At 70.5% G+C, this 26,340-nt stretch carries 22 protein-coding genes and 1 pseudogene; 9 read left to right on the forward strand and 14 right to left on the reverse strand.

What is annotated here, in order from left to right:
- Positions 1–132: 132 nt before the first annotated feature.
- The 5 genes and pseudogenes from AB0L71_RS19080 to AB0L71_RS19100 all read right to left on the reverse strand — a co-directional run.
- Positions 133–1,245 carry an RNA polymerase sigma factor gene (locus AB0L71_RS19080; RefSeq protein WP_365244014.1) on the reverse strand — a complete coding sequence of 371 codons (1,113 nt, stop codon included), beginning with the start codon at positions 1,243–1,245 and terminating at the stop codon, positions 133–135.
- A gap of 278 nt (positions 1,246–1,523) precedes the next feature.
- Complete coding sequence (gene dnaG / locus AB0L71_RS19085; RefSeq protein WP_365244016.1) at positions 1,524–3,428, reverse strand: DNA primase; 1,905 nt, start codon at positions 3,426–3,428, stop codon at positions 1,524–1,526.
- 152 nt (positions 3,429–3,580) lie between these two features.
- Positions 3,581–4,840, reverse strand: coding sequence for an FAD-dependent oxidoreductase (locus tag AB0L71_RS19090; RefSeq protein ID WP_365244018.1), 1,260 nt, complete (start codon positions 4,838–4,840; stop codon positions 3,581–3,583).
- A 213-nt stretch (positions 4,841–5,053) separates the two neighbouring features.
- Positions 5,054–6,376: a deoxyguanosinetriphosphate triphosphohydrolase gene (locus AB0L71_RS19095; protein WP_365244346.1), complete on the reverse strand. Its 1,323-nt coding sequence runs from the start codon at positions 6,374–6,376 to the stop codon at positions 5,054–5,056.
- A 154-nt stretch (positions 6,377–6,530) separates the two neighbouring features.
- Positions 6,531–6,659 (reverse strand): annotated as a pseudogene (locus tag AB0L71_RS19100) (sirohydrochlorin chelatase); the annotation flags it as partial.
- Between the two features lie 199 nt (positions 6,660–6,858).
- Between AB0L71_RS19100 and AB0L71_RS19105 the strand changes: the two are divergent.
- Positions 6,859–7,572: an ElyC/SanA/YdcF family protein gene (locus tag AB0L71_RS19105; protein ID WP_365244020.1), complete on the forward strand. Its 714-nt coding sequence runs from the start codon at positions 6,859–6,861 to the stop codon at positions 7,570–7,572.
- A 179-nt stretch (positions 7,573–7,751) separates the two neighbouring features.
- Here the strand turns inward: AB0L71_RS19105 and cutA are convergent, their stop codons facing one another.
- Both cutA and AB0L71_RS19115 read right to left on the reverse strand, forming a co-directional pair.
- Complete coding sequence (gene cutA / locus AB0L71_RS19110; RefSeq protein WP_365244022.1) at positions 7,752–8,090, reverse strand: divalent-cation tolerance protein CutA; 339 nt, start codon at positions 8,088–8,090, stop codon at positions 7,752–7,754.
- A gap of 58 nt (positions 8,091–8,148) precedes the next feature.
- The gene (locus AB0L71_RS19115; protein WP_365244024.1) at positions 8,149–8,796 is read right to left on the reverse strand and encodes an NAD(P)H-dependent oxidoreductase; all 648 of its coding nucleotides are present in this window, start codon (positions 8,794–8,796) and stop codon (positions 8,149–8,151) included.
- Positions 8,797–9,263: 467 nt separating this feature from the next.
- On the opposite strand from AB0L71_RS19115, the gene AB0L71_RS19120 reads away from it, so the two are divergent.
- Both AB0L71_RS19120 and AB0L71_RS19125 read left to right on the forward strand, forming a co-directional pair.
- Entirely contained in the window at positions 9,264–9,950 is a 687-nt protein-coding gene (locus AB0L71_RS19120; protein ID WP_365244026.1) for a hypothetical protein, read from the forward strand.
- 117 nt (positions 9,951–10,067) lie between these two features.
- Entirely contained in the window at positions 10,068–10,691 is a 624-nt protein-coding gene (locus AB0L71_RS19125) for a class F sortase (protein WP_365244028.1), read from the forward strand.
- Between the two features lie 24 nt (positions 10,692–10,715).
- Here the strand turns inward: AB0L71_RS19125 and AB0L71_RS19130 are convergent, their stop codons facing one another.
- Entirely contained in the window at positions 10,716–11,504 is a 789-nt protein-coding gene (locus tag AB0L71_RS19130) for a TSUP family transporter (RefSeq protein WP_365244030.1), read from the reverse strand.
- A 205-nt stretch (positions 11,505–11,709) separates the two neighbouring features.
- Here AB0L71_RS19130 and AB0L71_RS19135 point away from each other — a divergent pair, with 205 nt between their 5' ends.
- Entirely contained in the window at positions 11,710–12,639 is a 930-nt protein-coding gene (locus AB0L71_RS19135) for an oxidoreductase (protein ID WP_365244032.1), read from the forward strand.
- A gap of 207 nt (positions 12,640–12,846) precedes the next feature.
- Here the strand turns inward: AB0L71_RS19135 and AB0L71_RS19140 are convergent, their stop codons facing one another.
- The 4 genes from AB0L71_RS19140 to dusB all read right to left on the reverse strand — a co-directional run bounded on the left by AB0L71_RS19140 (position 12,847) and on the right by dusB (position 19,436).
- On the reverse strand, positions 12,847–13,260 hold the full coding sequence (locus AB0L71_RS19140) for a VOC family protein (protein ID WP_365244033.1): 414 nt from the start codon (positions 13,258–13,260) through the stop codon (positions 12,847–12,849).
- Positions 13,261–13,371: 111 nt separating this feature from the next.
- Complete coding sequence (locus AB0L71_RS19145; RefSeq protein WP_365244349.1) at positions 13,372–14,346, reverse strand: winged helix-turn-helix domain-containing protein; 975 nt, start codon at positions 14,344–14,346, stop codon at positions 13,372–13,374.
- 533 nt (positions 14,347–14,879) lie between these two features.
- Entirely contained in the window at positions 14,880–17,642 is a 2,763-nt protein-coding gene (ppdK, locus tag AB0L71_RS19150) for a pyruvate, phosphate dikinase (RefSeq protein WP_365244035.1), read from the reverse strand.
- A 633-nt stretch (positions 17,643–18,275) separates the two neighbouring features.
- The gene (gene dusB, locus AB0L71_RS19155; protein WP_365244037.1) at positions 18,276–19,436 is read right to left on the reverse strand and encodes a tRNA dihydrouridine synthase DusB; all 1,161 of its coding nucleotides are present in this window, start codon (positions 19,434–19,436) and stop codon (positions 18,276–18,278) included.
- A 70-nt stretch (positions 19,437–19,506) separates the two neighbouring features.
- Between dusB and AB0L71_RS19160 the strand changes: the two genes are divergently transcribed.
- Positions 19,507–20,991, forward strand: a complete 1,485-nt coding sequence (locus AB0L71_RS19160) for an MFS transporter (protein WP_365244039.1) — start codon at positions 19,507–19,509, stop codon at positions 20,989–20,991.
- Between the two features lie 104 nt (positions 20,992–21,095).
- Here the strand turns inward: AB0L71_RS19160 and AB0L71_RS19165 are convergent, their stop codons facing one another.
- Positions 21,096–21,344 carry a DUF6243 family protein gene (locus AB0L71_RS19165; RefSeq protein WP_365244041.1) on the reverse strand — a complete coding sequence of 83 codons (249 nt, stop codon included), beginning with the start codon at positions 21,342–21,344 and terminating at the stop codon, positions 21,096–21,098.
- Between the two features lie 229 nt (positions 21,345–21,573).
- Positions 21,574–22,956 carry a glycine--tRNA ligase gene (locus tag AB0L71_RS19170; RefSeq protein WP_365244043.1) on the reverse strand — a complete coding sequence of 461 codons (1,383 nt, stop codon included), beginning with the start codon at positions 22,954–22,956 and terminating at the stop codon, positions 21,574–21,576.
- 209 nt (positions 22,957–23,165) lie between these two features.
- On the opposite strand from AB0L71_RS19170, the gene AB0L71_RS19175 reads away from it, so the two are divergent.
- From AB0L71_RS19175 to AB0L71_RS19190, 4 genes are all read left to right on the forward strand, one after another.
- Complete coding sequence (locus tag AB0L71_RS19175) at positions 23,166–24,110, forward strand: metal ABC transporter substrate-binding protein (RefSeq protein ID WP_365244045.1); 945 nt, start codon at positions 23,166–23,168, stop codon at positions 24,108–24,110.
- A gap of 38 nt (positions 24,111–24,148) precedes the next feature.
- The gene (locus tag AB0L71_RS19180; RefSeq protein WP_365244047.1) at positions 24,149–24,931 is read left to right on the forward strand and encodes a metal ABC transporter ATP-binding protein; all 783 of its coding nucleotides are present in this window, start codon (positions 24,149–24,151) and stop codon (positions 24,929–24,931) included.
- A gap of 2 nt (positions 24,932–24,933) precedes the next feature.
- Entirely contained in the window at positions 24,934–25,827 is an 894-nt protein-coding gene (locus AB0L71_RS19185; RefSeq protein ID WP_365244049.1) for a metal ABC transporter permease, read from the forward strand.
- A gap of 65 nt (positions 25,828–25,892) precedes the next feature.
- Positions 25,893–26,327, forward strand: coding sequence for a transcriptional repressor (locus AB0L71_RS19190; protein ID WP_365244051.1), 435 nt, complete (start codon positions 25,893–25,895; stop codon positions 26,325–26,327).
- The last annotated feature ends 13 nt before the right edge of the window (positions 26,328–26,340 follow it).

Genomic DNA, 26,340 nt, shown 5'->3' on the forward strand with positions numbered 1-26,340 from the left:
ATTCGCCCGCTCCGGCGGCAACATGGCGGACCTCGCCACCCACTACGCGGCCGCCGGCTACCTGGTGTTCGTCCCGAGCCTGCCCAGCGCCGATACCTCCGGCGGAGGTACGGGCCCCGCGCCGTCGCGGAGTCAGTCGAGGTAACCGCGGAGCTGGTCGGCGAAGGCGTGATCCCGGAGTTTGTTGAGGGTCTTGGACTCGATCTGGCGGATGCGTTCGCGGGTCACACCGAAGAGCCGGCCGATCTCCTCGAGCGTGCGGGGCCGTCCGTCGACCAGCCCGTAGCGCAGCTGGACCACCTTCCGCTCGCGCTCGTTGAGTGTGGAGAGCACCGCCTCCAGGTGCTCACGCAGCAGCAGGAACGCGGCGGACTCGGCCGGGGACGCGGCGTCGCCGTCCTCGATCAGGTCACCCAGGGCGATGTCCTCCTCCTCACCCACCGGGGCGTGCAGCGAGACGGGTTCCTGGGCGAGCCGCAGCACTTCGCCGACCCGTTCCGGGGTGAGGTCGAGCTGGTGGGCGACCTCCTCGGGCGTGGGCTCGTAGCCGCGCTCCTGGAGCATCCGGCGCTGGACCCGTACGACGCGGTTGATCAGTTCGACGACATGGACCGGGACCCGTATGGTCCGTGCCTGGTCGGCGAGGGCGCGGGACATGGCCTGCCGGATCCACCAGGTCGCGTACGTGGAGAACTTGTATCCCCGGGTGTAGTCGAACTTCTCGACCGCTCTGATCAGTCCGAGGTTTCCTTCCTGGACCAGATCGAGCATGGTCAGCCCGCGGCCGACATAGCGTTTGGCGACGGAGACCACGAGGCGCAGGTTGGCCTCGATGAGGCGGCGCTTGGCCATCCGCCCCATCACCACCAGCCGGTCGAGGTCGACGGCCAGCCGGGTGTCCGGGTCCGGGGCGGTGGCGAGGCGTTCCTCGGCGAAGAGACCGGCCTCGACACGACGGGCGAGCTCCACCTCGTCGGCGGCGGTGAGCAGCGGAATCCGGCCGATCTCGCGCAGATACTGGCGGAAGAGGTCCGAGGACGGGGCCGTGGTCCCCGGGCGGCCCCGCGGCTCCGGTGGTTCGGGGGCCTGCGGCAGCTCCTCCATGAGTGCCCCGTACGGGTCGGACAGGTCGGAGGGGCTGGACGGTGTCGGCGGCTCCGCCGCGGCCTCCGGATGGTGGACGGCCCGGTCCTGCGCGGGGATGGCCGAGACACGCTCGGTTGTGGTCGGGGTCCGGGTCTGCACGGGGGCGACCTCCAGGTGATCGCTGCCGGACGCGGGGACGAAGGACCACCGTCCGGCGGCCGGCCGCGCTCCGATGACTCAGGCACCGACCCCAGTGTGGGGGAAGACACAGCGCTGCCACGAGGGGCGTGCGGAGACTTTCTGAGGCCGTCCGCGACCGGACGCGTGCCGGACCGGGCCCGGACGGGCGGGCGCCGGGTCCGTCCGGCGGCCGGGTGGTGCGACGGTGACCGGACCTGGCCGGCACACCTGCCTGGTCATGGCTCCGGGAGGCTGTGTCAGAGCGCGTCGGCGCCGTTGTTGCGCAGGGACTGGGCGTACTGCTGGAGGACCCAGACCTCGTTCTGCGCAGCCGCGAGATGGTCCGGGGCGACCTTGCTGCCGAGCCGGGCGAGACTGCCCTGTACGTCGTTGATCCGGCGGTCGACGGCGCGCAGCCGGACCTGGACGAGCTGCATGCCCGCGTAGGTCTCGTCGATGGTCTTGCCGCGGAAGACCTCGACCGCCAGCTCGGTGACCAGGTTGCGCACCGTGTCGTCGGGCGCCGCGTCCAGCACCCGGACCAGGTATTCGCGGGTCTCCGGGACACCCGTCTCGGCGCCGCCCGCCTCCTCGATGCACTGCCGGACGGCGGCGTACGGCGGGGCGGTGAACTCGTCGGTCCCGTAGGCGTCGAAGGCCGGTGAGACGAGTGCGGGCTTCTGCAGGGCGAGCTTCAGCAGCTCGCGCTCGGTGCGGTGGGCGGGGCTGCGGAGGTTGAGGGCGGGGCCGGAGACGGCAGGGGCCCGGACCTGCTGGTACTGCTGACCGCCACGGGGCGGGGCCTGTGCGGGGCCCCGCTGCTCGCCGCGCTCGCGGGCCCAGCGGGCGAGCTGGGCGACGCGCTTGACCACGAACTGGGTGTCCAGGATGCCGAGCATGCCGGCCAGCTGGACGGCGACCTCGTGCTGCGAGGAGCTGTTCTTGATCCGGGCGACCACGGGTGCCGCCTCGTCGAGCGCCGCGCCGCGGCCCGCCGGGGTCTCCAGGTCGTACCGGCCGACGATCTGACGGAGCGCGAACTCGAAGAGCGGGGTGCGGGGTTCGACCAGGTCGCGGACGGCCTCGTCGCCCTTGGCCAGGCGCAGATCGCACGGGTCCATGTTGTCCGGGGCGATCGCGATGTACGTCTCGGCGGCGAACTTCTGGTCGTCCTCGAAGGCGCGCAGGGCCGCCTTCTGCCCGGCCGCGTCCCCGTCGAAGGTGAAGATCACCCGGGCACTGCCGTTGTCCATCAGGAGGCGGCGCAGGATCTTGATGTGGTCGCCGCCGAAGGCCGTGCCGCAGGTGGCGATGGCGGTGGTGATCCCGGCGAGGTGGCAGGCCATGACGTCGGTGTACCCCTCGACGACCACGGCCCGGCTGGCCTTGGCGATGTCCTTCTTCGCCAGGTCGATGCCGTACAGCACCTGGGACTTCTTGTAGATCGCGGTCTCGGGGGTGTTGAGGTACTTCGGTCCGTTGTCGTCCTCGCGCAGCCTGCGGGCGCCGAAGCCGACGACATCGCCGGAGGTGTCGGTGATCGGCCACATCAGCCGCCCGCGGAAGCGGTCGATGGGGCCGCGCCTGCCGTCCTGGGAGAGGCCGGAGGCGATCAGCTCCTTGTCGCTGAAGCCCTTGCCGCGCAGATAGCGGGTGAGGTGGTCCCAGCCGGCCGGGCTGTAGCCGATGCCGAAGTGCGTGGCGGCGGCCTGGTCGAAGCCGCGCTCGGCGAGGAACTTCCGGCCGATCTCGGCCTCGGGTCCGTCCAGCTGCTCGACGTAGAACTGGGCGGCCGCCTTGTGTGCCTCGACCAGACGGATGCGCTCACCGCGCTGGTGGGAGGGGTTGTACCCGCCCTCCTCGTACCGCAGGGTGATGCCCGCCTTGGCGGCGAGCCGCTCGACCGTCTCGGAGAACGAGAGATGGTCGATCTTCATCACGAAGGCGATCGTGTCGCCGCCCTCCTGGCAGCCGAAGCAGTGGAAGAGACCCTTGCTCGGGCTGACCTGGAAGGAGGGGGACTTCTCGTCGTGGAACGGGCAGAGACCCTTGAGGTTGCCACCACCCGCGTTGCGCAGCTGGAGGTAGTCGGATACGACGGCGTCGATCGGGACCGCGTCCCGTACCGCCTTCACGTCGTCGTCATTGATCCTGCCTGCCACGGGTGAATTCTACGGGTGAGGTGCGACAACCGTGCTGTGCGGCGGTGTGATCCACGGAACCCGGACCGGACGGGGCCCGCCGGGCGCCGCGTACCGGCGGGGTACGTGCCGGCCGCTCCGGGCCGGCGCGCAGCGGCCCGGAGCGGCTCGGATCAGCTCAGGGAGGCCAACGGTACCGACGGGTCCGCCAGCGCGTCCGGGTCGACCTGCCGGCCCGACCGGATCAGCTTCTGCACGGCCTCGGTGACGTCCCACACATTGACGTTCATCCCGGCCAGCACCCGGAGGTCCTTCAGCCAGAAGGCGATGAACTCGCGCTTCCCCGCGTCCCCGCGGATCACCACCTGGTCGTAGCTGCCCGGCGGCGCCCAGCCCGAGTATTCGAGGCCGAGGTCGTACTGGTCGGAGAAGAAGTACGGCACCCGGTCGTAGCTGACCTCCTGGCCGAGCATGGCGCGGGCCGCGGCCGGTCCGCTGTGCAGGGCGTTCGCCCAGTGCTCCACCCGCAGCCGGGCCCCGAGCAGCGGATGCGCCACGTTGGCGACGTCACCGGCGGCGAAGATGTGCGGGTCGGAGGTGCGCAGGGAGGCGTCGACGGCGATGCCGCCGCCGTCCCGGCGCGATGCGATGGCCAGCCCCGCGGCCTCCGCGAGGGCGGTGCGGGGGGCGGCGCCGATCGCCGCGAGCACATCGTGGGCGGGGTGTTCCTCGCCGTCGTCGGTGCGTACCGCGAGCACCAGACCGTCCTGGCCGATGATCTCGGTGAGGCGCAGGCCGAAGTGGAAGCGGACCCCGTGGTCGCTGTGCAGCTCGGTGAAGATCTGCCCGAGTTCGGGCCCGACGGCCTGGTGCAAGGGGGTCGGCTCCGGTTCGACGACGGTGACCTCGGCGCCGTATCCGCGCGCCGCGGCCGCGACCTCCAGGCCGATCCAGCCGGCCCCGGCGATGACCAGATGGCCGTTGTCCCGGCCGAGGGAGGTCAGTACGTTGCGCAGCCGGTCGGAGTGGGCGAGACGGCGCAGATGGTGGACGCCGGTCAGGTCCGTGCCCGGAATGGGGAGACGGCGCGGCTCGGCCCCGGTGGCGAGCAGCAGCTTGTCGTAGTGGACGACGGTGCCGTCGCCGAGCTCCACGGAGCGGCCCACCCGGTCGAGGCCGGTGACGGGCTGGCCCAAGTGGAGTTCGATGTCGGCGCCCGCGTACCAGGCCGTCTCGTGGATGAAGACGCTCTCCCGTTCCTCCTTGCCGGTGAGGTAGCCCTTGGAGAGCGGAGGCCGTTCGTACGGATGGTCGCGTTCGTCGCCGAGCAGGATCACCCGGCCGCTGAAACCTTCCGCCCTGAGCGTCTCGGCCGCCTTCGCTCCGGCCAGTCCTCCGCCGACGATGACGAACGTCCGGTGTGCGTCGACCACGTGATGCCTCCTCGGTGCTGAGTGCGCGGGGCCCGACTGCGAGCGTCCCGCACGCAGCGTGATGGCGAAAGTGGGTGTACCCCGATCAGTTGATGTGCCTCCCGCCCCGGAGCGGGGATTCCTGCCCCGGGGCGGGAGGCCGTCCCGGGGGCTTCCTGCTCACCGCGCCGGGCCGGGACCGGTGGGCGCGGGAGGGTCCGCAGACCCGGTGGGTCAACCGCGGCCGGTGAGGCTCGCGTGCAGGGAGCGGGCGGAGGCGTCGGTCAGGGCGGCGATCTGGTCGACCAGGACCCGCTTGCGGGCCCGGTCGTCGCGGGCGGCGTGGAACAGGGCACGGAACTGCGGCTCCAGCCCCTGCGGTGCCCGCGCGGTCAGCGCGGCGGCCAGCTCCGCGATCACGACCCGCTGGTCGGCGCGGATCGCCTCCTGCTCGGCGCGCTGCATGACGTACCGGTCGGCGACCGCCTTGAGCACGGCGCACTCGTTGCGCGCCTCACGGGGGACGACGAGTGCGGCGGCGTACCGGCCGAGACGGCCCGTGCCGTACGCCAGTCGGGTGCTCCGCTCGGCAGCGAGACAGAACCGGCCGATCAGCTGGCTCGTCGCGTCCTTCAGCCGGGCCTGGGCGACGGCGGATCCGTCGTAGCCGTGCGGCCACCAGTCCTGGCCGGTGAGCCGGTCCAGGGCTTCGGCCAGTTCCTGGGGGTCGGTGTCCACCGGGACGTAGCGGCCGATGGCGACCGCCCAGATCTCGTTCCGCTCGGGCTCGGCCGAGAGGCGGTCGGGGTCGATGTGCCCGGCGTGCAGCCCGTCCTCGAAGTCGTGCACCGAGTACGCGACGTCGTCGGACCAGTCCATGACCTGGGCCTCGAAGCAGGTGCGGTCCTTCGGGGCGCCGTGGCGGACCCACTCGAAGACCGGGAGGTCGTCCTCGTACACACCGAATTTCGACGAACCGGGGTCGAAGGGGTGCCGGCCGCGCGGCCACGGGTACTTGGTGGCCGCGTCCAGAGCGGCGCGGGTCAGGTTGAGTCCGACACTGACCAGTTCGCCGGTCCGTGTGTCGGGCACGAACCGCTTCGGTTCGAGTCGGGTCAGCAGCCGCAGCGACTGGGCGTTGCCCTCGAAGCCGCCGCAGTCCGAGGCGAAGTCGTTGAGCGCCTGCTCCCCGTTGTGCCCGAACGGCGGATGCCCCAGGTCGTGGGCGAGGCAGGCGGTCTCGACCAGATCGGGGTCGCAGCCCAGTGCCGCCCCGAGTTCCCGCCCGACCTGGGCACATTCCAGGGAGTGGGTGAGCCGGGTCCGGGGACTGGCGTCCCACGCATGGCTGCGGGTGCCCGGGGTGACGACCTGGGTCTTCCCGGCGAGCCGGCGCAGCGCGGCGGAGTGCAGCACCCGGGCGCGGTCCCGTTGGAACGCGGTGCGCTCGGGCCGTTTGTCCGGCTCGGTGTCCCAGCGCTCGGCGTCGGCCGCGCCGTAGGGAGTCGTGCCGTGGGAGGCCGCTCCGTGGCCCCGGGTTCCCTGCGTACCGTCCATGCCGTCGATGCCGTCCATGGTTCCGACAGTAGACGGCCGGGCCGCCGAAGAGGGCTCAGGCGGATGCGCGGCGGGAGGTTCGGGGCGGGCGCTGATCGGTCGCCGCTCCGGCCGCGCATGGCCGCACCGGTCCCGGGTCAGGGGCCTGCGCGGTCCGCCGGCTTCCGTTCCGGGAGACGAGGACGAGCTGGGTGCCGAGCTGGGCCGTGATGCGGGTGAACAGTTGCGCCGTGCTGTCGAGAGGCAGGGACTTGTCCGGATGTGCCGATACCGAGTCCGTCATGGACCGATTGTGCAGCGCCGAGGTTGCCTGGCTGTTGCACCAGGGTGACGGGCGGGCCGTGTCGGCGCCGGAGCGTGCCGGAACCGACGGGACGGAGGAGGAAGGGAAGGAGGGAGAACCGCTTCTCCCTGTCGCTCGTCCGATCATGTGGGACAGCGCACCGTGCACACGACGCGAGCAGCGAGGGCAGGAGGCACTCATGGGGGAGAAACAGCCGGGGCGGACGGGGTGGCTTCGGCGACTGCGGCCGCGTCGGCCGCGGACCCGGCGCGGGCAGCGGCGGCTCGTGCAAGGGGTGATGGTCGCCTGTGCGGCGGCGCTGGCGCCCGCGACCTGGTTGCACTCCGTCGCCGACGCCCGTATCAGGACGGTCGCGGACGTGCCCGCCCAGCAGGTCGCCGTGGTGTTCGGGGCGGGGCTCCAGGAGGGCCGGCCGTCGCCGTATCTCGCGGACCGGCTGGCGGCGGCCGCCGAGCTGTACCGGGCCGGGAGCGTGAAGGTCGTCCTCGTGACCGGCGACAACAGCCGGAAGGAGTACGACGAACCGGACGCCATGCGCGGGTATCTCCGGGCGCGCGGGGTGCCGGACCGGCGGATCGTGAGCGACTTCGCCGGGTTCGACACCTGGGACTCCTGTGTACGGGCCAAGAAGATCTTCGGCGTCGACCGCGCGGTGCTGGTGAGCCAGGACTTCCACATTCGGCGAGCGATCGCACTGTGCCGGGCCGCGGGGATCGATGCGTACGGGGTCGGCGTCGGCGCCGCACACGATGTGACCTGGTACTACGGCGGGACGCGGGAGCTGTTCGCGGCGGGGAAAGCCGCGATGGAGGCCCTGTTCGAGCCGGACCCGCACTTCCTGGGGCCGAAGGAGACCGGGATCGCGAAGGCCCTGGCGGCGGACCCGGACTGAGGCGCGCCGGACCGCCCGGCGCGCGGTCCGGCGCCACGTCCGGCGCGAGGCCCAGCCCCAGGTCCGGCGCGAGGCCCAGCCCCAGGTCCGGCGCGCGGTCCGGACCCAGGTCCGGCACGGTTCCGCGAAGAGGCCGGGCGTCGGCTCTCCGCCGGGCCCGTGACGGCGCGGTCCCGTCCCTACAGAGGGACGACCGGGGCGGTCTCGGCCGAGACCCAGTCGAGATAGCGGGCGCTGCCCCGTACCACCGGGATCGCGACGATCTCCGGTGTCTCGTAGTCGTGGGCCGCCAGAAGGTGCGCCTCCAGTTCGTCGTACCGCTCGGCCGTCGTCTTGAACAGCAGTTGCCACTCCCGGGTGGTCTCGATGGTGTCCTGCCAGCGGTAGACCGAGATGACGGGCGCGGCGATCTGTACACAGGCGGCGAGACGCGCCTCCACCACGCCCTGCGCCAGGGAATGGGCCTTGTCCTCGCTGTCCGTCGTGGTCAGCACAGTCAGCCATGCCGGCTTCGTCACCTTCGGCTCCTCGGTGTCGGTTGGGGAGGCCTTGCTCCTCCGTCGATTGTCGGGGGCCTCACGGCATGATGCCCGTTGTCGGGACGCCGTACGGATGGGCGGCTTTGGCGTCACGGAGCGCGCGCCCCCACCAGACCAGCTGGTCCAGCAGCTTCCTGGCCGCCGCGTCGCAGCCCGCCGGGTCCCTGGGCCTGCCCTCCTCGTCGAACAGGGCGCCCGCGTTGTGGAACGAGACCGTGTCCCGGATGCCGACGCCGTGCAGTTCCGCGAACACCTGCCTCAGGTGCTCGACGGCGCGCAGGCCTCCGGAGACTCCGCCGTACGAGACGAAGGCGACGGGCTTGGCCTGCCACTCGGCGCGGTGCCAGTCGATCAGGTTCTTCAGCGGAGCCGGGTACGAGTGGTTGTACTCGGGGGTGATGACGACAAAGGCGTCGGCCCGCGCCAACCGGGCGGACACCGGGGCCAGTCGGGACTGCGCATCGTCGTCGGGCCGGTGGGAGAGCGCGACCGGCAGGTCGAGTTCCGCGATGTCGATCAGGTCGGTCGCGAGGCCGGGGTGACCGACGGTGTGCGAGAGGAACCAGTTGGCGACCACCGGGGCCAACCGCCCCTCGCGATTACTGGCGAGGACGACCGCCACCTCCAAGGGCGTGGTGGAGTGGGCCATGACGGCAAAGGGCGAGGGTGCTGGAGCGAGATCCATGGGGAGAGACTCGTACGTCAACCTTGGTTGAGGTCAACCCGTCGCGCTCTGGCGGAGCCGGGAATCCGTCCTTGCGGTGGCCGGCGCGTCGCAGAACGCCTCCCGGATTGGGGTGCGCGCCCTCGCCGGACCCCGGGGGACGGGCCCGACGAGGGCGGTGACCGGATACGGCCCGGTCCGCCGTTCCCGTGGGGGCTGCCGAATGTGTGCCCGTCCCCCGCACGGTCATGCGTGTGAGGTACGCCACGTCCCCAGGAGCGGCCTCACCCGATCGGCAGCCCTTTCCGTGCAATCGGTGAGGCTCACCCCCATCACCGCCGCGACCTGCACGCATGCGCTTCGGCAAGAGCGGCGCGCCGGACCGTTCGGGTGCAAGCTGACTCGGCATCAGCAGGCATGGAGAGCGAGCCACCCGTTAGCTCGGAGTCAGGACACACCAACTCGCACCATCCGCCGAAGGAACCCTCATGCGTCCTGCTCCCTCCGTGGCCGCTGCCGCCGCTTCCGTGGCCGCCCTGACCGCGCTCGCCCTCGCCCTCTCCGGCCCCCTCGCCCACGCGGACGAGGCCGGCGCACTACCGGCCCACCCTGCGTCCGCACCACGGGCCGATGGCGGCCCCGAGGGACAGAACGACGAGGGACGCGGGAGCAATTCCTCCGGCCTCGACATTCCTTCCCTGCTCGACTCCGTCGGGGGGCTCAACGCCCTCTCCGGACTCGGCGCCGCCTCCGGGGACGAGAGGTCGACGAATCGCGACAACTCATCGTCCGGGCGGGACAGTTCGAACGAGCGGGACAACTCGTCGTCCGACCGGGAGAGTTCCTCCTCCGGGCGCGACAGTTCATCGTCAGGGCGGGACGGCTCCTCGTCCGGACGGGACAGCTCGTCGTCAGGGCGCGACAGCTCCTCGTCCGGGCGCGACAGCTCGTCGTCAGGGCGCGACAGTTCGTCTTCAGGGCGGGACAGCTCCTCCGGGAGTGGCAGTCAGTCCGGGTCCGGCTCCCCCAGCGGGCACGTCAAAACAGGTGTCGGCGGCAGCGTCCGATCCGACACCTCCCAGATCGCGGCGGGAGCCGGCGTACTCGCCGCGACCGCCGTCGGCGGAGCCTGGCTCCTGCGTCGTCGGGCGAGCGGCACGCAGGCAGCCGGCTGACGGAGACGGGATTCACCTCTCCGAACCGCCTGGTTCCCGTCCCGGTGGCCGCGTGCCGCCGGGGCGGGACCGTCCCCCTACCCCCTGTTCCGTTGTTCCGTCATCCGGAGGACGACCGTGTCCCACAAGGCCAAGAACTGGCTGCTGGTCCTCTCGGCCCTGGCCGGCATCTGGCTGATCCGGCACGGCGCCGACGCGACGCTGCTCCCGCCGCAGCCGACCGCCGCCCAGGCCTACACGGGCGGCCCCGAACTCCAGCCCGGGTCTCCGGTCGCGGCGCCGCTGAATCCCTCGGCACCTGTACGCATCCGAATCCCGAGCATCCGGGTGGACGCACCGGTGAACCGACTGGGGCTCCAGGCCGACGGCAGCCTCGAAGTGCCGCCGGCCGGGAGCCGCAATGTCGTCGGCTGGTACCAGGGCGGCACAGCGCCCGGCTCCGCGGGCAGCGCGATCGTCGCCGGCCATGTCGACAACGCACAGGGGCCGTCCGTCTTCTACAACCTGGGCACCCTGCAGAAAGGCGGCACCGTCGAGGTGGTCCGTCAGGACGGGCGCACGGCGGTCTTCTCGCTCGACGCGATCGAGGTCTACCCGAACAAGAACTTTCCCGACAAGAAGGTGTACGGCGCCTCGCCCTACGCCTCGCTGCGGCTGATCACCTGCGGCGGCGGATTCTCGAAGACAACGGGATACCAGGGCAATGTGGTGGCCTACGCCCACCTCACCGCGGTGCGGTGAAACCGGCCGCCCGATGCCGGTCGCTCAGGCCGCCCACTGGTCGAACGCCAGCTTGGCGACCAGTGAGAACACCACGACCAGCAGCACCCCGCGGACGAAGCCGCTGCCCCTGCTGAGCGCCATCCGGGCCCCGAGCAACCCGCCGGCCAGGTTGAACACCGCCATCAGCGCGGCCAGTTGCCACATCACGTTGCCCTGGTAGGCGAACATCGCCAGCGCCCCGCCGTTGGTGCAGACGTTGACGATCTTGGCGGTGGCGGACGCCGTCACCAGATCAAGGTGGAGCACCGCGGTCAGCGCCAGCACCAGGAACGTTCCGGTGCCGGGGCCGAACAACCCGTCGTAGAAGCCGATGCCGCCGCCGACCAGCACGATCGCGGCGACGGTGCGGGCGCGGGTCACCCTGCGCCGCGTGCCGTCGTCCGCCGCCCTGCCGAACGAGGGCCGCAGCATCACGAACACCGCGACCGCCAGCAGCGCGACCATGATGACCGGACGCAACACCTCACTGCTGATACCGGCGGCGAAGAACGCCCCGGCCATCGAGCCGGCCAGCGCCGCGAGCCCGATCCGCAGGGCCGTGGCGACCTTCACCGGCGCCCTGCGCGCGTACGTCACGGCGGCGCCCGACGTACCGACGATCGCGATCGCCTTGTTCGTGCCGAGGACCTGTGCGGCGGGGACGTGCGGCAGTCCCAGCAGCAGCGCGGGCAGCAGGAGCAGTCCGCCGCCGCCGACCACCGCGTCGATCCAGCCGGCCGCGGCTGCGGCGAGGCAGAGGACGACCAGGGTGATGAGTGCTATGTCGGGCATGGGCGCGACCCTAAGGACCCGATACGTGCTACGTCCAACCGCTGGGGACGGATCGGGAAAAGCCGGGCCAACCCTGAGGTGCGGATCCACCCGGGCCTCCGGCCCGGGCCGCATCCTCGCGGGTCCGGCGAACTCGGGCCGACCGGGCGGAATCCGGGGCCCTCCGGCCCGTCCGCGGGGCGCGCCCCGGTCGTACGCTTGGCCCATGAGCCACGGCTGGAACGCGAGCGGCATCCCCGATCAGAGCGGCCGTACGGCGGTGGTCACCGGAGCCAACAGCGGCATCGGGCTGATCACCGCGCGGGAGCTGGCCCGGCGCGGTGCGCGGGTGCTGCTCGCCTGCCGTGACGAGACGCGCGGCAGGGAGGCCGAGACCCGCATCCGGAGGGCCGTGCCCGGCGCGGACGTGGAGTTCGTACCGCTCGATCTGGCGGCTCTCGATTCCGTCCACACCTTCGCCGCGGCCCACGCGCCCGACCGGCTCGATCTACTGATCAACAACGCGGGAGTGATGGCCCTTCCGTACGGGAGGACGGCCGACGGTTTCGAGCGGCAGTTCGGCGTCAACCACCTCGGGCACTTCGCCCTCACCGGACTGCTGCTGCCGAAACTCCTCGCCACCCCCGGGGCGCGCGTGGTGAGTGTCTCCAGCATCGTGCACGCCCTGTCCGACATCGACATCGGGGATCTCAACAGCGAGCGCAAGTACCGTCGTTGGGTCGCCTACGCCCGCTCGAAAACCGCCAATCTGCTCTTCGTCCACGAGCTCGCCCGGCGGCTCTCGGCAGCCGGGTCCGACGTCGTGGCGGCCGCGGCGCACCCTGGATACGCGGCCACCAATCTCCAGGCCGCGGGCGCCCGCATGGAGAACCGCAGGATGGCGGAGCGGGTGTTCGGGATCGGCAACCGGATCGCCGCCCAACCGGCATCGTCCGGTGCGCTGCCCACCCTGTACGCGGCCACCGCGCCCGGTGTGCGCCCCGATTCGTTCACCGGGCCGGGGCTGCTGGGCTGGCGCGGCGCACCGGCCCCGTCCTGGCGGGCGGCCTGGACGCGGGACGATGTGTCGAGCGAGCGGCTGTGGGTGGCGTCCGAGCAGCTCACCGGGGTGGCGTACGCGGACCTCGCTCCCTGAGGTCCGCTCCCCCGCCGGCCGGCGGATCAGGGCGTGTTTCGAAAGTGGCGTCGTCTGCCCGAAGGGCAGGCTCGGCGGCGTCTGGTGCGTGCGATCGCAAGGCGGAGGGTCGCCCCGATACCGGGTGTATCGGGGTGAGCCCGACAACGCAGCGAGCGTGCGTGCCAGGCGTCGCCGAGCAGACGGGACTTTCGGAACACGCCCTGGCTAGCTCTGGTGTCCCTCGACGGCCGCGGGATCCATCCACATGACCTCCCAGATGTGGTGGTCCGGGTCCTGGAAGGAACGGCCGTACATCGAGCCGAAGTCCATCGGCGGATTGGCGGGCGATCCTCCGGAGGCGAGCGCGGTGTCGACCAGTTCGTCGACCTTCTCCCGGCTCTCCGCGCTCAGGGCGAGGATCACCTCGGTGGACGCCGAGGCGTCGGCGACCTCCTTCTTGGTGAACTCCCTGAAGCGGGGCTCCGTGAGGAGCATGACGAAGATGGTGTCGCTGATGACGAGACACGCGGTGTTCTCGTCGCTGAACTGCGGGTTGCACGAGAAGCCGAGCTTGCCGAAGAAGCCCTTGGTCGTCTCCAGGTCCTTGACCGGCAGGTTCACGAAGATCATCTGTTGCATGGCCGTTCCGCTCTCTCCTGTTCGAACCCGATGTCCGAACGCGTTGACGACGGGTAGACCGCCCGGCCGTACCGGACTCATCGGTGCTGATGAAGAATTCTGCCCCCGGCATCACTGCGCGGCGAGCGGAGCGCCGCCCCGGAGCAGTTCACCGCCGAGCGGGGTGAGCGTATGGAGGACGGAGCTGCCGTGCCGCAGGGTGTCGATCAGACCGGCCTCGCGCAGCACCCCGGCGTGCTGGCTCGCCGAGGCGAGCGAGACCCCTGCCCGGAGGGCGAGTTCGCTGGTCGTGCAGCCGTTGCCGATGGCTCTCAGGACGGATGAACGGGTGTGGCCCAGGAGCCGGCCGAGCCAGGGTCCCGGTTCGGCGAAGACCGGGGCACGGGGGCGGGTGACCGGGTAGACGAGCACCGGCGGGAGCTGCGGATCGCGGTGGACGACCGGGGTGACGCGACAGAAGTAGGACGGCTGGAGCAGCAACCCCCTCCCGTCCAGGTGGAGTTCACGGTCGACGGGGTAGTCCGCCTCCAGCACCGGGGGTCGCCAGCGGATCATGGGCGGAAGGGAGGCGAGCAGTTGGTCCGCCCCGCCGTCCAGCAGAGCACGGCCGCGGATGGCGCGGTCGGCCTCGACGCCGGCCCGGATGTGCGACCAGTACGGTTCGATCGCGGCGCGGTGGTAGCCGCGCAGGGCGGCGCCGAGCCGGCCGAGCATCTCGGCGCTGCCGTCCGGGGTACGGCCCGCCTCGCGGCGTTCGGCTTCCAGCAGGGCGAGTTCGGCGTCGACCCGTCGGGGCTCGGTACCGCGCAGTGCTTCGATCCCGGCGTCGATGCCGTACGGCTCGCCACCGCCCTGTGAAGGGGTCAGGAAGTCCGGGAAGTAGCCCCGCAGCGGAATCAGCGCAGCCAGCAGGCGTACGTCACCGTCCAGCCGGTTCCGGGTCTCCGTACGCCATGCCCCGAACACCGCGGCGCCGCGCCGGTCCCTCAGCCGGTGGAAGCTCAGAACGGTTTCCCACAGCGCGTCCGGCCGGGCGGCCATCCGCACTCTGGAGAGGTCCAATCCGGACATATGGATGCGCAGCACCGAGCCCCCCGTGATGTTGCACCTGCAACTTCCCCCGCCCCAGGCTATGCGACTCATCACAGCACGTCACCACGGTGTTTCAGCCAGAGGTGAAATGCCTCGCCTCCCGCTCCCGTATACCGAAAGCTGTACGCCGTCGGGTGTGCCTCCGGGACCACCGGAAGTTCGAGTGAAGGCCGTGGGGGGTTTCGCTCGTTCGGCGGCGGTCGGCGACGGGGGCGACTGGGCACTCGGCAGGGGCAGGCCGGGTGCGGTTCGGGAATGGGGATCCATGGACCGCGCACCGGCCCGTTCCCTCCCTGGTGCCGCAACAGGCAAGGTGTGCCGCGGCACCAGATCTTTGTACGTTGAACAAACTCTGCGTAGTGGGCGAAGGGGAAGCGCCATGTCGCGCACCCCTTCCCGAACGGAACGAGGCGGCGACACCCCCGCACAGGGTGTCGCCGCCTTGGTGAGTTCCGGAGCCGCCGCCGGGTCGGTGAGAGTACGAAGGAACCGACGGCGGCCCCGGAGCCGGGGTGGACGGTGCCGGGTCAGCGGCTGTCGCTGCCCTGCGACTCCGCCGCCGCACGGCCCGCCTCCAGGCGGGCGACCGGGATACGGAACGGGGAGCAGGACACGTAGTCCAGGCCCACCTCGTGGAAGAAGTGCACCGACTCCGGGTCGCCGCCGTGCTCGCCGCAGACACCGAGCTTCAGGTCCGGACGCGTGGCCCGGCCGGCCGCCACGGCGCTGCGCACCAGCGAGCCGACGCCGTCCTTGTCGATCGTCTCGAACGGCGACACCCCGAAGATGCCCTTCTCCAGGTACGCGGTGAAGAACGAGGCCTCCACGTCGTCACGCGAGAAGCCCCAGACCGTCTGGGTCAGGTCGTTCGTGCCGAAGGAGAAGAACTGGGCGGCCTCGGCGATCTGGCCGGCGGTCAGCGCGGCGCGCGGCAGCTCGATCATCGTGCCGATGGTGAGCTTCAGCTCGGTGCCGGTGGCGGCTTCGACCTCGGCGATGACCTGGTCGGCCTCCTCGCGGACGATCTCCAGTTCCTGGACCGTGCCGACGAGCGGAATCATGATCTCGGCGCGCGGGTCGCCGTTGGCGTTCTTGCGGGCTGCCGCGGCCTCGGCGATCGCCCTCACCTGCATGGCGAACAGGCCGGGGATGACCAGGCCGAGACGGACCCCGCGCAGACCGAGCATCGGGTTCTGCTCGTGCAGCTTGTGCACGGCCTGGAGCAGGCGCAGGTCGTTCTCGTTGGCGTCCTTGCGGGACTCGGCGAGGGCGACCCGCACCGAGAGCTCGGTGATGTCGGGCAGGAACTCGTGCAGCGGCGGGTCGAGGAGCCGCACCGTGACGGGCAGTCCGTCCATCGCCTCGAACAGCTCGACGAAGTCGGTCCGCTGGAGCGGAAGCAGTTCCTCCAGCGCGGTCTCGCGTTCGGCGTCGGTGTCCGCGAGGATCAGCTTCTCGACCATCTCGCGGCGCTCACCGAGGAACATGTGCTCGGTGCGGCACAGGCCGATGCCCTGGGCGCCGAAGCGGCGGGCGCGCATCGCGTCCTCGGCGTTGTCGGCGTTGGCCCGCACCCGCAGCCGGCGCACCCGGTCCGCGTACGCCATGATCCGGTGCACGGAGGCGACCAGCTCGTCGGCGTCGTCGGCGCCCGCGTGCATCCGGCCCTCGAAGTACTCGACGACCGGGGACGGCACGACGGGGACCTCACCGAGGTACACCTTGCCGGTGGAGCCGTCGATGGAGACGACGTCGCCCTCCTCGATGACCCGGCCGCCCACCGTCATCCGGCGGCGCTTGGTGTCGACCTCCAGCTCCTCGGCACCGCAGACACAGGTCTTGCCCATGCCGCGGGCGACGACGGCGGCGTGCGAGGTCTTGCCACCGCGCGAGGTCAGGATGCCCTCGGCCGCGATCATGCCGTCGAGGTCGTCCGGGTTGGTCTCACGGCGGATGAGGATGACCTTCTCGCCGGACCGGGACCACTTCACCGCGGTGTACGAGTCGAAGACGGCCTTGCCGACCGCGGCGCCCGGCGACGCGGCGATTCCGCGGCCGAGCAGCTGCGGCCCCGTCCCCTCGCCGGCCCCGGTGTCGTCGAAGCGCGGGAACATCAGCTGCGCGAGCTGCGCCCCGTTGACCCGCTGGAGCGCCTCGGCCTCGTCGATCAGCCCCTGGTCGACGAGCTGCGTCGCGATCCGGAACGCGGCACCGGCGGTGCGCTTGCCGACCCGGGTCTGGAGCATCCAGAGCTGGCCGCGCTCGATGGTGAACTCGATGTCGCACAGGTCCTTGTAGTGCGTCTCGAGCGTTTCCATGATCTGCATCAGCTGGTCGTACGACGCCTTGTCGATCGACTCCAGATCGGCGAGCGGCACCGTGTTGCGGATACCGGCGACGACGTCCTCGCCCTGCGCGTTCTGCAGGTAGTCGCCGTAGACGCCCTGGTGGCCGCTGGCCGGGTCGCGGGTGAACGCGACACCCGTACCGGAGTCGGGGCCGAGGTTGCCGAAGACCATCGAGCAGACGTTGACGGCCGTGCCGAGGTCGCCGGGGATGCGTTCCTGGCGACGGTAGAGCTTGGCCCGGTCGGTGTTCCACGAGTCGAAGACGGCCTTTATGGCCAGGTCCATCTGCTCCCGGGGGTCCTGCGGGAAGTCGCGCCCGGCCTCCCGCGAGACGATCTTCTTGAACTGCTCGACCAGCTTCTTGAGGTCGGCCGCGTCGAGGTCCACGTCGACCGTGACGCCCTTGGCCTCCTTCGCCGCCTCCAGCGCCTCCTCGAAGAGGTCGCCGTCGACTCCGAGGACGGTCTTGCCGAACATCTGGATGAGGCGGCGGTAGGAGTCCCACGCGAACCGCTCGTCGCCGGCCTGGTCGGCGAGACCGACCACCGAATCGTCGAAGAGGCCGATGTTGAGGACCGTGTCCATCATGCCCGGCATCGAGAACTTCGCGCCGGAGCGGACCGAGACCAGCAGCGGGTCGTCCACCTGGCCGAGCTTCTTGCCCATCCGCGCCTCAAGGGCGTCGAGGTGCGCGCTGACCTCGTCGCGCAGGGCCGCCGGCTCCTGGCCGCTCTCGAGGTAGACCTTGCACGCCTCGGTGGTGATGGTGAAGCCCGGAGGGACGGGCAGCCCGAGGTTGGTCATCTCGGCGAGGTTCGCACCCTTCCCGCCGAGCAGGTCCTTCAGATCCTTGTTGCCCTCGGTGAAGTCGTAAACGAACTTCTGACCCTGGGGGACTCCGGACTCCGGGGTGGATACCTGGGGATCTTTGTTTTCCGACACGGGTCTCGACTCCTCGAGGACGCTGATGGCTGCCCTGACGGCGAGGAACATACCCAGATCGAAGGTGTCTGGGTACGCCCACCTGCCCGTCACGAGGCCTCAACCACCCGTCCGCCAGCAGATCGAAAGTGAACTGGTTCATCCCTCGATCAAGAGAGTTCGTTCACTTCTTGAACGAATAAACACTCAGTGCAACCAGTTTCCGCTCAATCGACTACGCACCGCCATGGATGTGTTGATCGATCAAAGTGGAGTCGCCTTGGCACCCAGTGCCATCATTTGAGAAGTGCAACCCTCAAAATTGCGCTCATATGAGCAACCAGCTTCTCAGGGTGGCGAGAATCACTCTACGGAAGGCGCTCAGATGTCACCATCCGGACGGACCGGCGACAGCTCTCGGTAAAACCATGATCACCCGTGCGTAACCAACGGCGACCCGGTACATCCCCCCGACACCCGATACGGACACATCCGGACGCACGCATGGCTGGATATCGCCGAACTCGACGCACCTCAACGCTCAGATGAGCGAGCTAACGCATGAGGCACGCGGTGCCTGTCGCACCGCGTGCCTCATGAAGTGCCCCGGAGAGCCGGGACGTCCGGGTGGACCAGTCGGTCCCAGGAGCGTTCTCAGCCGCCGGAGGTGTCCAGCTCGGCCTCCGCACTCACACCCGCGCAGTCGTACGGGTCCTTCAGCCAGCCGTCCGGCAGCGCCACCCGGTTGTTGCCCGAGGTGCGTCCGCGCGGCCCGTCCGCCCCGTCCGGCCACGGCTGGTCCAGGTCCAGCTCCTGCAGCTGGCCGCCCAGCTCCGCCAGCGACGAGGTGACCGCCAGTTTCCGGCGCATCTCCGAACCCACCGAGAAGCCCTTGAGGTACCAGGCGACATGCTTGCGGAAGTCGATCACGCCACGGGCCTCGTCGCCGATCCACTCCCCCAGCAGCGTCGCGTGCCGCAGCATGACCTCGGCGACCTCCCGGAGGCCGGGAGCCGCCCCGGACGTCCGCTCCGTCTCCGGGCTCTCGAACGCGCGCACAAGGTCGCCGAAGAGCCAGGGGCGGCCGAGGCAGCCCCGGCCCACGACCACGCCGTCGCAGCCGGTCTCGGCCATCATCCGGCGGGCGTCGGCCGCACACCAGATGTCGCCGTTGCCCAGCACCGGGATCTCCGGGACGTGTTCCTTGAGGCGGGCGATGGCGTCCCAGTCGGCCGTGCCGCCGTAGTGCTGGGCCGTCGTCCTGCCGTGCAGGGCCACGGCCGTGATCCCCTCCTCGACCGCGATGCGGCCCGCGTCGAGGTAGGTCATGTGGTCGTCGTCGATGCCCTTGCGCATCTTGATCGTGACCGGCAGGTCGCCGGCCTGGGAGACCGCCTCACGGAGGATCGCACGCAGCAGCGGCCGCTTGTACGGGAGCGCGGAGCCACCGCCCTTGCGGGTCACCTTGGGGACCGGGCAGCCGAAGTTCAGGTCGATGTGGTCGGCGAGGTCCTCGTCGACGATCATCCGCACGGCCTTGCCGACCGTGACCGGGTCCACTCCGTACAGCTGGATCGAGCGCGGCGTCTCGCTCGCGTCGAACTGGATGAGCTGCATGGTCTTCTCATTGCGCTCGACCAGCGCCCGCGTCGTGATCATCTCGCTGACGAACAGGCCCTTGCCGCCGGAGAACTCCCGGCACAGGGTGCGGAACGGGGCGTTGGTGATGCCGGCCATGGGGGCGAGCACCACCGGCGGCTCCACCGTGTGGGGGCCGATCCGGAGCAGCGGGCGAGAAGGGGCGAGCGTGGTCATTGCTCCATTGTCGCGTACGGTGCGGAGCGCCCCGTCGGCAGAGGTCGTTAGTTAACCGTACTATCCATGCATGCCCGAGCTCAGCCCCCGCCGACGGCAGCTCGTGCTGGCGATCTGCTGCATGAGTCTGCTGATCGTCAGTCTCGACAACACCGTCCTGAACGTCGCTCTGCCCTCCATCCAGAAGGAACTGCACGCCACCGTGGCGGGCATGCAGTGGACGATCGACGCCTACACCCTCGTCCTGGCCTCGCTGCTGATGCTCGCGGGCTCCACCGCCGACCGCATCGGCCGCCGGAAGATCTTCCAGACCGGGCTCGTCCTCTTCACCCTCGGCTCGGTGCTCTGCTCCCTGGCGCCGAACCTGGAGTCGCTGGTGGCATTCCGGATGGTCCAGGCCGTGGGCGGCTCGATGCTCAACCCCGTCGCGATGTCGATCATCACCAACACGTTCACCGACCCCCGCGAGCGGGCCCGCGCCATCGGGGTGTGGGGTGGCGTCGTCGGCATCTCCATGGCGGCGGGCCCGCTGGTCGGCGGGCTGCTGGTGGACTCGGTCGGCTGGCGGTCGATCTTCTGGATCAACCTGCCGGTCGGTCTCGCCGCGCTGCTGCTCACCTGGCGCTACGTCCCCGAGTCCCGCGCCCCGATACCGCGTCGCCCCGACCCCGTGGGGCAGCTGCTGGTGATCGGGCTGCTCGGCTCGCTGACGTACGCGATCATCGAGGCCCCGTCGGAGGGACTCGCCTCGCCACTGATCCTGGTGCTCTGCGTGACGGCCCTGTGCTCGCTGGCCGGGCTGCTGCTGTACGAACCCAGGCGCGCCGAGCCCCTCGTCGATCTGCGGTTCTTCCGCAGTGCCCCGTTCAGTGGCGCCACCGCCATCGCGGTCTGCGCCTTCGCCGCGCTCAGCGGCTTCCTCTTCCTCAACACGCTGTATCTGCAGAACGTGCGCGGTCAGAGCGCGTTGCACGCCGGTCTGTACATGCTGCCGATGGCGGCCCTGACCTTCGTCAGCGCGCCGCTGTCGGGGCGGCTCGTCGGCAGCCGGGGGCCGCGCCTCCCGCTGCTGGTGGCGGGCGTGACCATCACGGCGTGCGGGGTGTTGTTCGCCGCGTTCGACGCGGAGACGAACGACGTCCTGCTGTTCACCGGCTTCGTGCTGTTCGGCCTGGGCTTCGGCATGGTGAACGCGCCGATCACCAACACCGCGGTCTCCGGGATGCCGCGCACGCAGGCCGGTGTGGCGGCGGCCGTCGCCTCGACCAGCCGGCAGATCGGCGGAACGCTCGGGGTGGCCGTGATCGGTGCGGTGCTGGCGGCGGGTGTGGCCGGAGCCGGATCGCCGCGGAGCGCCCCGTACGCGGACGCGTTCGTGGACGCCAGCACGCCGGCCTGGTGGATCCTCGCCGGGTGCGGGCTCTGCGTCCTGCTGGTGGGGGCGCTGACCAGCGGGCCCTGGGCGCGGGAGACGGCGCGCCGGACCGCGGAGCGGCTGGATCGGCCGTCCGCCGCCGGTGCGGAGGGTCAGGTCTCGGCGAGCTCCCGGGCCTGACGGTGCGCGGGTGAGCACCGGCGCGGAACGGGTGCGGACAGGGGCGTGGGCCCGGATCACGTCAGGTGATCCGGGCCCACGGTGGTACGGGTGAGGCGGAGGCGTCAGCTCTGCGCCGGAGTGTCCTGCTCGGCGCCGTCCGGCCGCGCGGAGTCGTCCGGGGACGGCTCGGTCTGCGCGGCGGCCGGTCCCGACTGCGCGCGCTCACGCATCCTGCGCAGCAGCTCCTGCTTCTGGTCGGCGGCCGCCTTGCGATCGGCGTTGCCCGCGGGGCCCGTGCCCTGCTGGTCGGGGCGGGACAGCTTCTTGCGCTGTCCGCCCACGCCGAGGAGGTTGTTGCGGCTCTTGGCCACGGTGTTCTCCCGTTCTTGGTCAGTGGTGAGGTCGAAGCGACCTTGATCCGGTCCGATGGGCGGCGGGTGGTCGGCCCGCCGCGCGCTCACTCGTAGATCTGGAAGAACGAAGACATGCCGGAACCGTACTCCGGCCCGGCCGGCCCGCGCACGTGGTTTCCGGCGTACGGCGAGGCCCCCGGTTCCGTACGGAAGAACCGGGGGCCTCGTCGAGAGAGAAACCGGGGTGTCAGCAGCCCAGCAGGCGGGCACCGAGGTAGGCCTGGATCTGGTCCAGGGAGACGCGCTCCTGCTGCATGGTGTCGCGCTCGCGCACGGTCACCGCGTTGTCGTCGAGGGTGTCGAAGTCGACGGTGACGCAGAACGGCGTGCCGATCTCGTCCTGGCGGCGGTAGCGGCGGCCGATGGCGCCCGCGTCGTCGAACTCGATGTTCCAGTTCTGCCGCAGGTCGGCCGCGAGGCCCTTGGCCTTCGGCGACAGCTGCGGGTTGCGGGACAGCGGCAGAACGGCGACCTTGACCGGCGCGATGCGCGGGTCGAGGCGCATCACGGTGCGCTTCTCCATGACGCCCTTGGCGTTGGGGGCCTCGTCCTCGATGTAGGCGTCGAGGAGGAAGGCGAGCATCGCACGGCCGACACCGGCTGCCGGCTCGATGACATACGGGGTCCAGCGCTCGCCGGCCTCCTGGTCGAAGAAGGTCAGGTCCGTGCCGGAGCCGCTGGAGTGCGCCTTGAGGTCGTAGTCCGTGCGGTTGGCGACGCCCTCCAGCTCGCCCCACTCGCTGCCGCCGAAGCGGAAGCGGTACTCGATGTCAGCGGTGCGCTTGGAGTAGTGCGAGAGCTTCTCCTTCGGGTGCTCGTACCACCGCATGTTCTCCTCGCGCAGGCCCAGGCCGGTGTACCAGTTCCAGCGCTGCTCCATCCAGTACTCGTGCCACGTCTCGTCCTCGCCCGGCTTGACGAAGAACTCCATCTCCATCTGCTCGAACTCGCGGGTGCGGAAGATGAAGTTGCCCGGAGTGATCTCGTTCCGGAAGGACTTGCCCATCTGGGCGATGCCGAACGGCGGCTTCTTGCGCGAAGTCTGCTGCACCTGGGAGAAGTTGGTGAAGATGCCCTGGGCCGTCTCCGGACGCAGGTAGGCCACCGAGCCGGAGTCCTGGGTCGGGCCGAGGTGGGTGGAGAGCAGGCCGGAGAACTGCTTGGGCTCGGTGAAGGTGCCCTTGTTGCCGCAGTTGGGGCAGTTGAGCTCGGTCAGGCCGTTCGCGGGCGCGTGGCCGTGCTTCTCCTCGTACGCCTCTTCCAGGTGGTCGGCACGGAAGCGCTTGTGACACGAGGTGCACTCGGTCAGCGGGTCGGTGAACGTGGCGACATGGCCGGAGGCGACCCACACCTCGGGGGCCAGGATGACCGACGAGTCGATTCCGACCACGTCCTCGCGCGAGGTGACCATGTAGCGCCACCACTGGCGCTTGAGGTTCTCCTTCATCTCGACGCCCAGCGGCCCGTAGTCCCAGGCGGCCCGCTGGCCACCGTAGATCTCACTGCAGGGATAGACGAAGCCACGGCGCTTGCTCAGGCTGACGATGGAGTCGATCTTGTCGGCGGCCACGGTGCTCTCTTCATTACGACGACGAAATTGGACAGGGGTGGCCCGAAGCGCCTCGGTGGTGGGGTGAGGGTCGGGAGACGGGCGGGCGAATGCTTCAGATTACCGGCGGGCACGCCCCTCGGATCAAATCGGTTCCGGCACAGATGGCCGAGGAGCCGCCTCACCGCCCTTGTTGACAATCGTTTCCAGTTTTGTTGAAAATGACTGTCATGAACGTAAGCCGCCTGATACCCGCCACCGCCGTCGCCGGAGCGGCGCTCCTCGGTCTCACCGCCTGCTCCGCCTCGGACGCCGCCGACCACAGGAACGGCGGCAGGCTGAACGTGGTGGCTTCGTTCTATCCGATGCAGTTCCTGGCCGAGCAGATCGGCGGGAAGCACGTCTCCGTCACCACGCTGACCAAGCCGGGCGTCGAGCCGCACGATCTGGAACTCTCCCCTCGGCAGATCGGCGGACTCACCGACGCCGACTACATCCTCTATCTCAAGGGCATCCAGCCGGCCGTCGACGACGCCATCAAGCTGTCCGGCGCGAAGCACACCGTCGACGCCTCGACCCTCACGCAGCTCGAGGACCACGGCACGGAGACCGGCGCCGACGAACACGGTCACGAGCACCACGGCGACGAGGCCGGGGCCGACCCCCACATCTGGCTGGACCCGGTCAAGTACGCCGAGGTCGCCGAGGGCGTCGGGAAGTCCCTGGAGAAGACCGACCCCGACCACGCAGCGGACTACCGCAAGAACACGGAGGCGCTGGTCACCAAGCTCGACGGCCTGAACCTCGCGTTCCGGGACGGCCTGAAGAACACCACGACCAAGACCTTCATCACCACGCACTCCGCCTTCGGCTACCTCGCGGAGCGCTACGGGCTGACCCAGGAGGGCATCGCCGGCGTCGACCCCGAGGCCGAGCCCAGCCCCGCCCGGATCAAGGAGATCCACACCATCGCGGAGAAGAGCGGAGCCACCACCGTCTTCTTCGAGACGCTCGCCAGCGACCGCACCGCGAAGACCCTCGCCCAGGACACCGGGCTGAAGACCGCCGTCCTGGACCCGCTGGAGGGGATCACGGACCAGTCCAAGGGCGCCGACTACATCGAGGTCATGCAGTCCAACCTCGCCGCCCTGCAGAAGGCGCTCGGCGCCAAGTGACCTGCGTAACACCCGCCACAGCACGATCGGAGGCGCTCATGCCCGAGTCCGGGAGCCCCACCACGGAACCCGTCATAGCCCTGCGCGGCGCCACGGCGACGCTCGGCGCGCGTCCGGTGCTGCGCGGCATCGACCTGACCGTCCACCGCGGCGAGGTCGTCGCCCTGCTCGGCGCCAACGGCTCCGGCAAGTCGACCGCCGTGCGCTCCGTCATCGGCCAGGTCCCGCTCACCGGCGGCTCCATCGAACTCTTCGGCACCCCGCTGCGGCGCTTCCGTGCCTGGGCACGCATCGGTTACGTACCCCAGCGCACCACCGCGGCCGGCGGTGTACCCGCCACGATCCGCGAGGTCGTCACCTCCGGCCGTCTCTCCCGGGCCAGGCTGGGCCTGCTCCGCAAGGCCGACCGGGCCGCCGTCGACCGGGCCATCGCTCTCGTCGGCCTCGCCGACCGGGCCGGGGACTCGGTGGACGCGCTCTCCGGCGGGCAGCACCAGCGGGTGCTGATCGCCCGTGCGCTGGCTGCCGAACCCGAGCTGCTGATCATGGACGAGCCGATGGCCGGCGTCGACCTGGCCAGCCAGGAGATCCTCGCCTCGACGCTCCGCGAACAGGTCGCGGCCGGCACCACCGTGCTGCTCGTCCTGCACGAACTCGGCCCGCTGGAGCCCCTGATCGACCGCGCGATCGTGCTGCGCGACGGCTGTGTGCTGCACGACGGGCCGCCCCCCAAGGCACTGGGCCAGCACGCCCTGCCGGGACACGACCATGTACACCCCCACGCGGCCTCCGAGCCCGTCCGGACCGGACTGCTGAGCTGACCATGGAATTCCTCGATCCTCCCTTCATGCAGCGGGCCCTGCTCGCCGCCGTACTGGTCGGCGTCATCGCCCCCGCCGTCGGTGTCTATCTCGTCCAGCGCCGCCAGGCCCTGATGGGCGACGGGATCGGTCATATCGCGATGACCGGTGTCGGCCTCGGCTTCCTGCTCTCCACCAGCCCGGTGTGGATGGCCACGGCGGTCGCCGTGCTGGGTGCCGTCACCATGGAACTGATCCGCTGGTACGGACGCACCCGCGGCGACATCGCGCTGGCCATGCTGTTCTACGGCGGCATGGCGGGCGGGGTCCTGCTGATCAACCTCTCCGACACCGGCTCCAACGCCAACCTCACCTCGTATCTCTTCGGCTCCCTCGCCACGGTCTCCCCCGAGGACATCACCGCGATCTGTCTGCTGGCCGCCTTCGTGCTGCTGGTGACGCTGGGGCTGCGCCGGCAGCTGTTCGCGGTCAGCCAGGACGAGGAGTTCGCCCGGGTCACCGGGCTGCCGGTGCGCATGCTGAACCTGCTGATCGCGGTGACCGCGGCGGTGACCGTCACGGTGGCGATGCGGGTCGTCGGGCTGCTGCTGGTCAGCGCGCTGATGGTGGTGCCGGTCGCGGCCGCGCAGCAGATCTCCAGGTCCTTCAGGCTGACGTTCGTGCTGTCGGTCGTCATCGGCACGGTGGTGACCCTGGCCGGCACCGTGACCTCGTACTACCAGGACGTCCCGCCCGGCGCGACGATCGTGCTCCTGGCCATCGTGGTCTTCGTCGCGATGACGGCGCTCGCGACTCCGCTGGCCCGAAGGCGCGCCCGCCGCAGCGAAACGGCGGCCGAGAAGTGCACTCTTGAGGTGACGGCCTCCCGTCCCGCCACGGACGAACTCCAGGTTTGACCATGACGCCCGGACGGGCTGGCACAATGGCCCGACACAGGTACGGGCGACACGAGGAGGCTGCTGTGGCGACAGCGCCGATCAGTGGAACGAACGCGACCCAGGTACGCGGCCGGTCGACCCGGCAGCGCGCGGCAGTGGCGGCGGCGCTCGACGAGGTGAACGAGTTCCGCAGCGCCCAGGAACTCCACGATGTGCTCAAGCACCGCGGTGACTCGGTCGGCCTGACCACCGTCTACCGCACCCTCCAGTCCCTCGCCGACGCGGGCGAGGTCGATGTGCTGCGCACCACCGACGGCGAGTCCGTGTACCGACGCTGCTCGACCGGCGACCACCACCACCATCTGGTGTGCCGGATGTGCGGCAAGGCGGTCGAGGTCGAAGGACCGGCGGTCGAGCAGTGGGCGGAGGCGATCGCCGCGCAGCACGGGTACGTGAACGTGGCCCACACGGTGGAGATCTTCGGCACCTGCGCCGGGTGCGCGCACCCGCAGGAGTGACGACGGCCCGGGA

The organism is Streptomyces sp. NPDC052052 (assembly GCF_040680455.1).
In the GTDB taxonomy this organism is placed as follows: Bacteria; Actinomycetota; Actinomycetes; order Streptomycetales; family Streptomycetaceae; genus Streptomyces.

Bases quoted from the DNA above. Each gene is read 5' to 3' on its own strand.
- AB0L71_RS19095 (WP_365244346.1), bottom strand. From the start codon at position 6,376: ATGGACGGTACGCAGGGAACCCGGGGCCACGGAGCGGCCTCCCACGGC.
- AB0L71_RS19105 (WP_365244020.1), top strand. From the start codon at position 6,859: ATGGGGGAGAAACAGCCGGGGCGGACGGGGTGGCTTCGGCGACTGCGG.
- AB0L71_RS19115 (WP_365244024.1), bottom strand. From the start codon at position 8,796: ATGGATCTCGCTCCAGCACCCTCGCCCTTTGCCGTCATGGCCCACTCC.
- AB0L71_RS19120 (WP_365244026.1), top strand. From the start codon at position 9,264: ATGCGTCCTGCTCCCTCCGTGGCCGCTGCCGCCGCTTCCGTGGCCGCC.
- AB0L71_RS19130 (WP_365244030.1), bottom strand. From the start codon at position 11,504: ATGCCCGACATAGCACTCATCACCCTGGTCGTCCTCTGCCTCGCCGCA.
- AB0L71_RS19135 (WP_365244032.1), top strand. From the start codon at position 11,710: ATGAGCCACGGCTGGAACGCGAGCGGCATCCCCGATCAGAGCGGCCGT.
- AB0L71_RS19140 (WP_365244033.1), bottom strand. From the start codon at position 13,260: ATGCAACAGATGATCTTCGTGAACCTGCCGGTCAAGGACCTGGAGACG.
- dusB (WP_365244037.1), bottom strand. From the start codon at position 19,436: ATGACCACGCTCGCCCCTTCTCGCCCGCTGCTCCGGATCGGCCCCCAC.
- AB0L71_RS19160 (WP_365244039.1), top strand. From the start codon at position 19,507: ATGCCCGAGCTCAGCCCCCGCCGACGGCAGCTCGTGCTGGCGATCTGC.
- AB0L71_RS19175 (WP_365244045.1), top strand. From the start codon at position 23,166: ATGAACGTAAGCCGCCTGATACCCGCCACCGCCGTCGCCGGAGCGGCG.
- AB0L71_RS19180 (WP_365244047.1), top strand. From the start codon at position 24,149: ATGCCCGAGTCCGGGAGCCCCACCACGGAACCCGTCATAGCCCTGCGC.
- AB0L71_RS19185 (WP_365244049.1), top strand. From the start codon at position 24,934: ATGGAATTCCTCGATCCTCCCTTCATGCAGCGGGCCCTGCTCGCCGCC.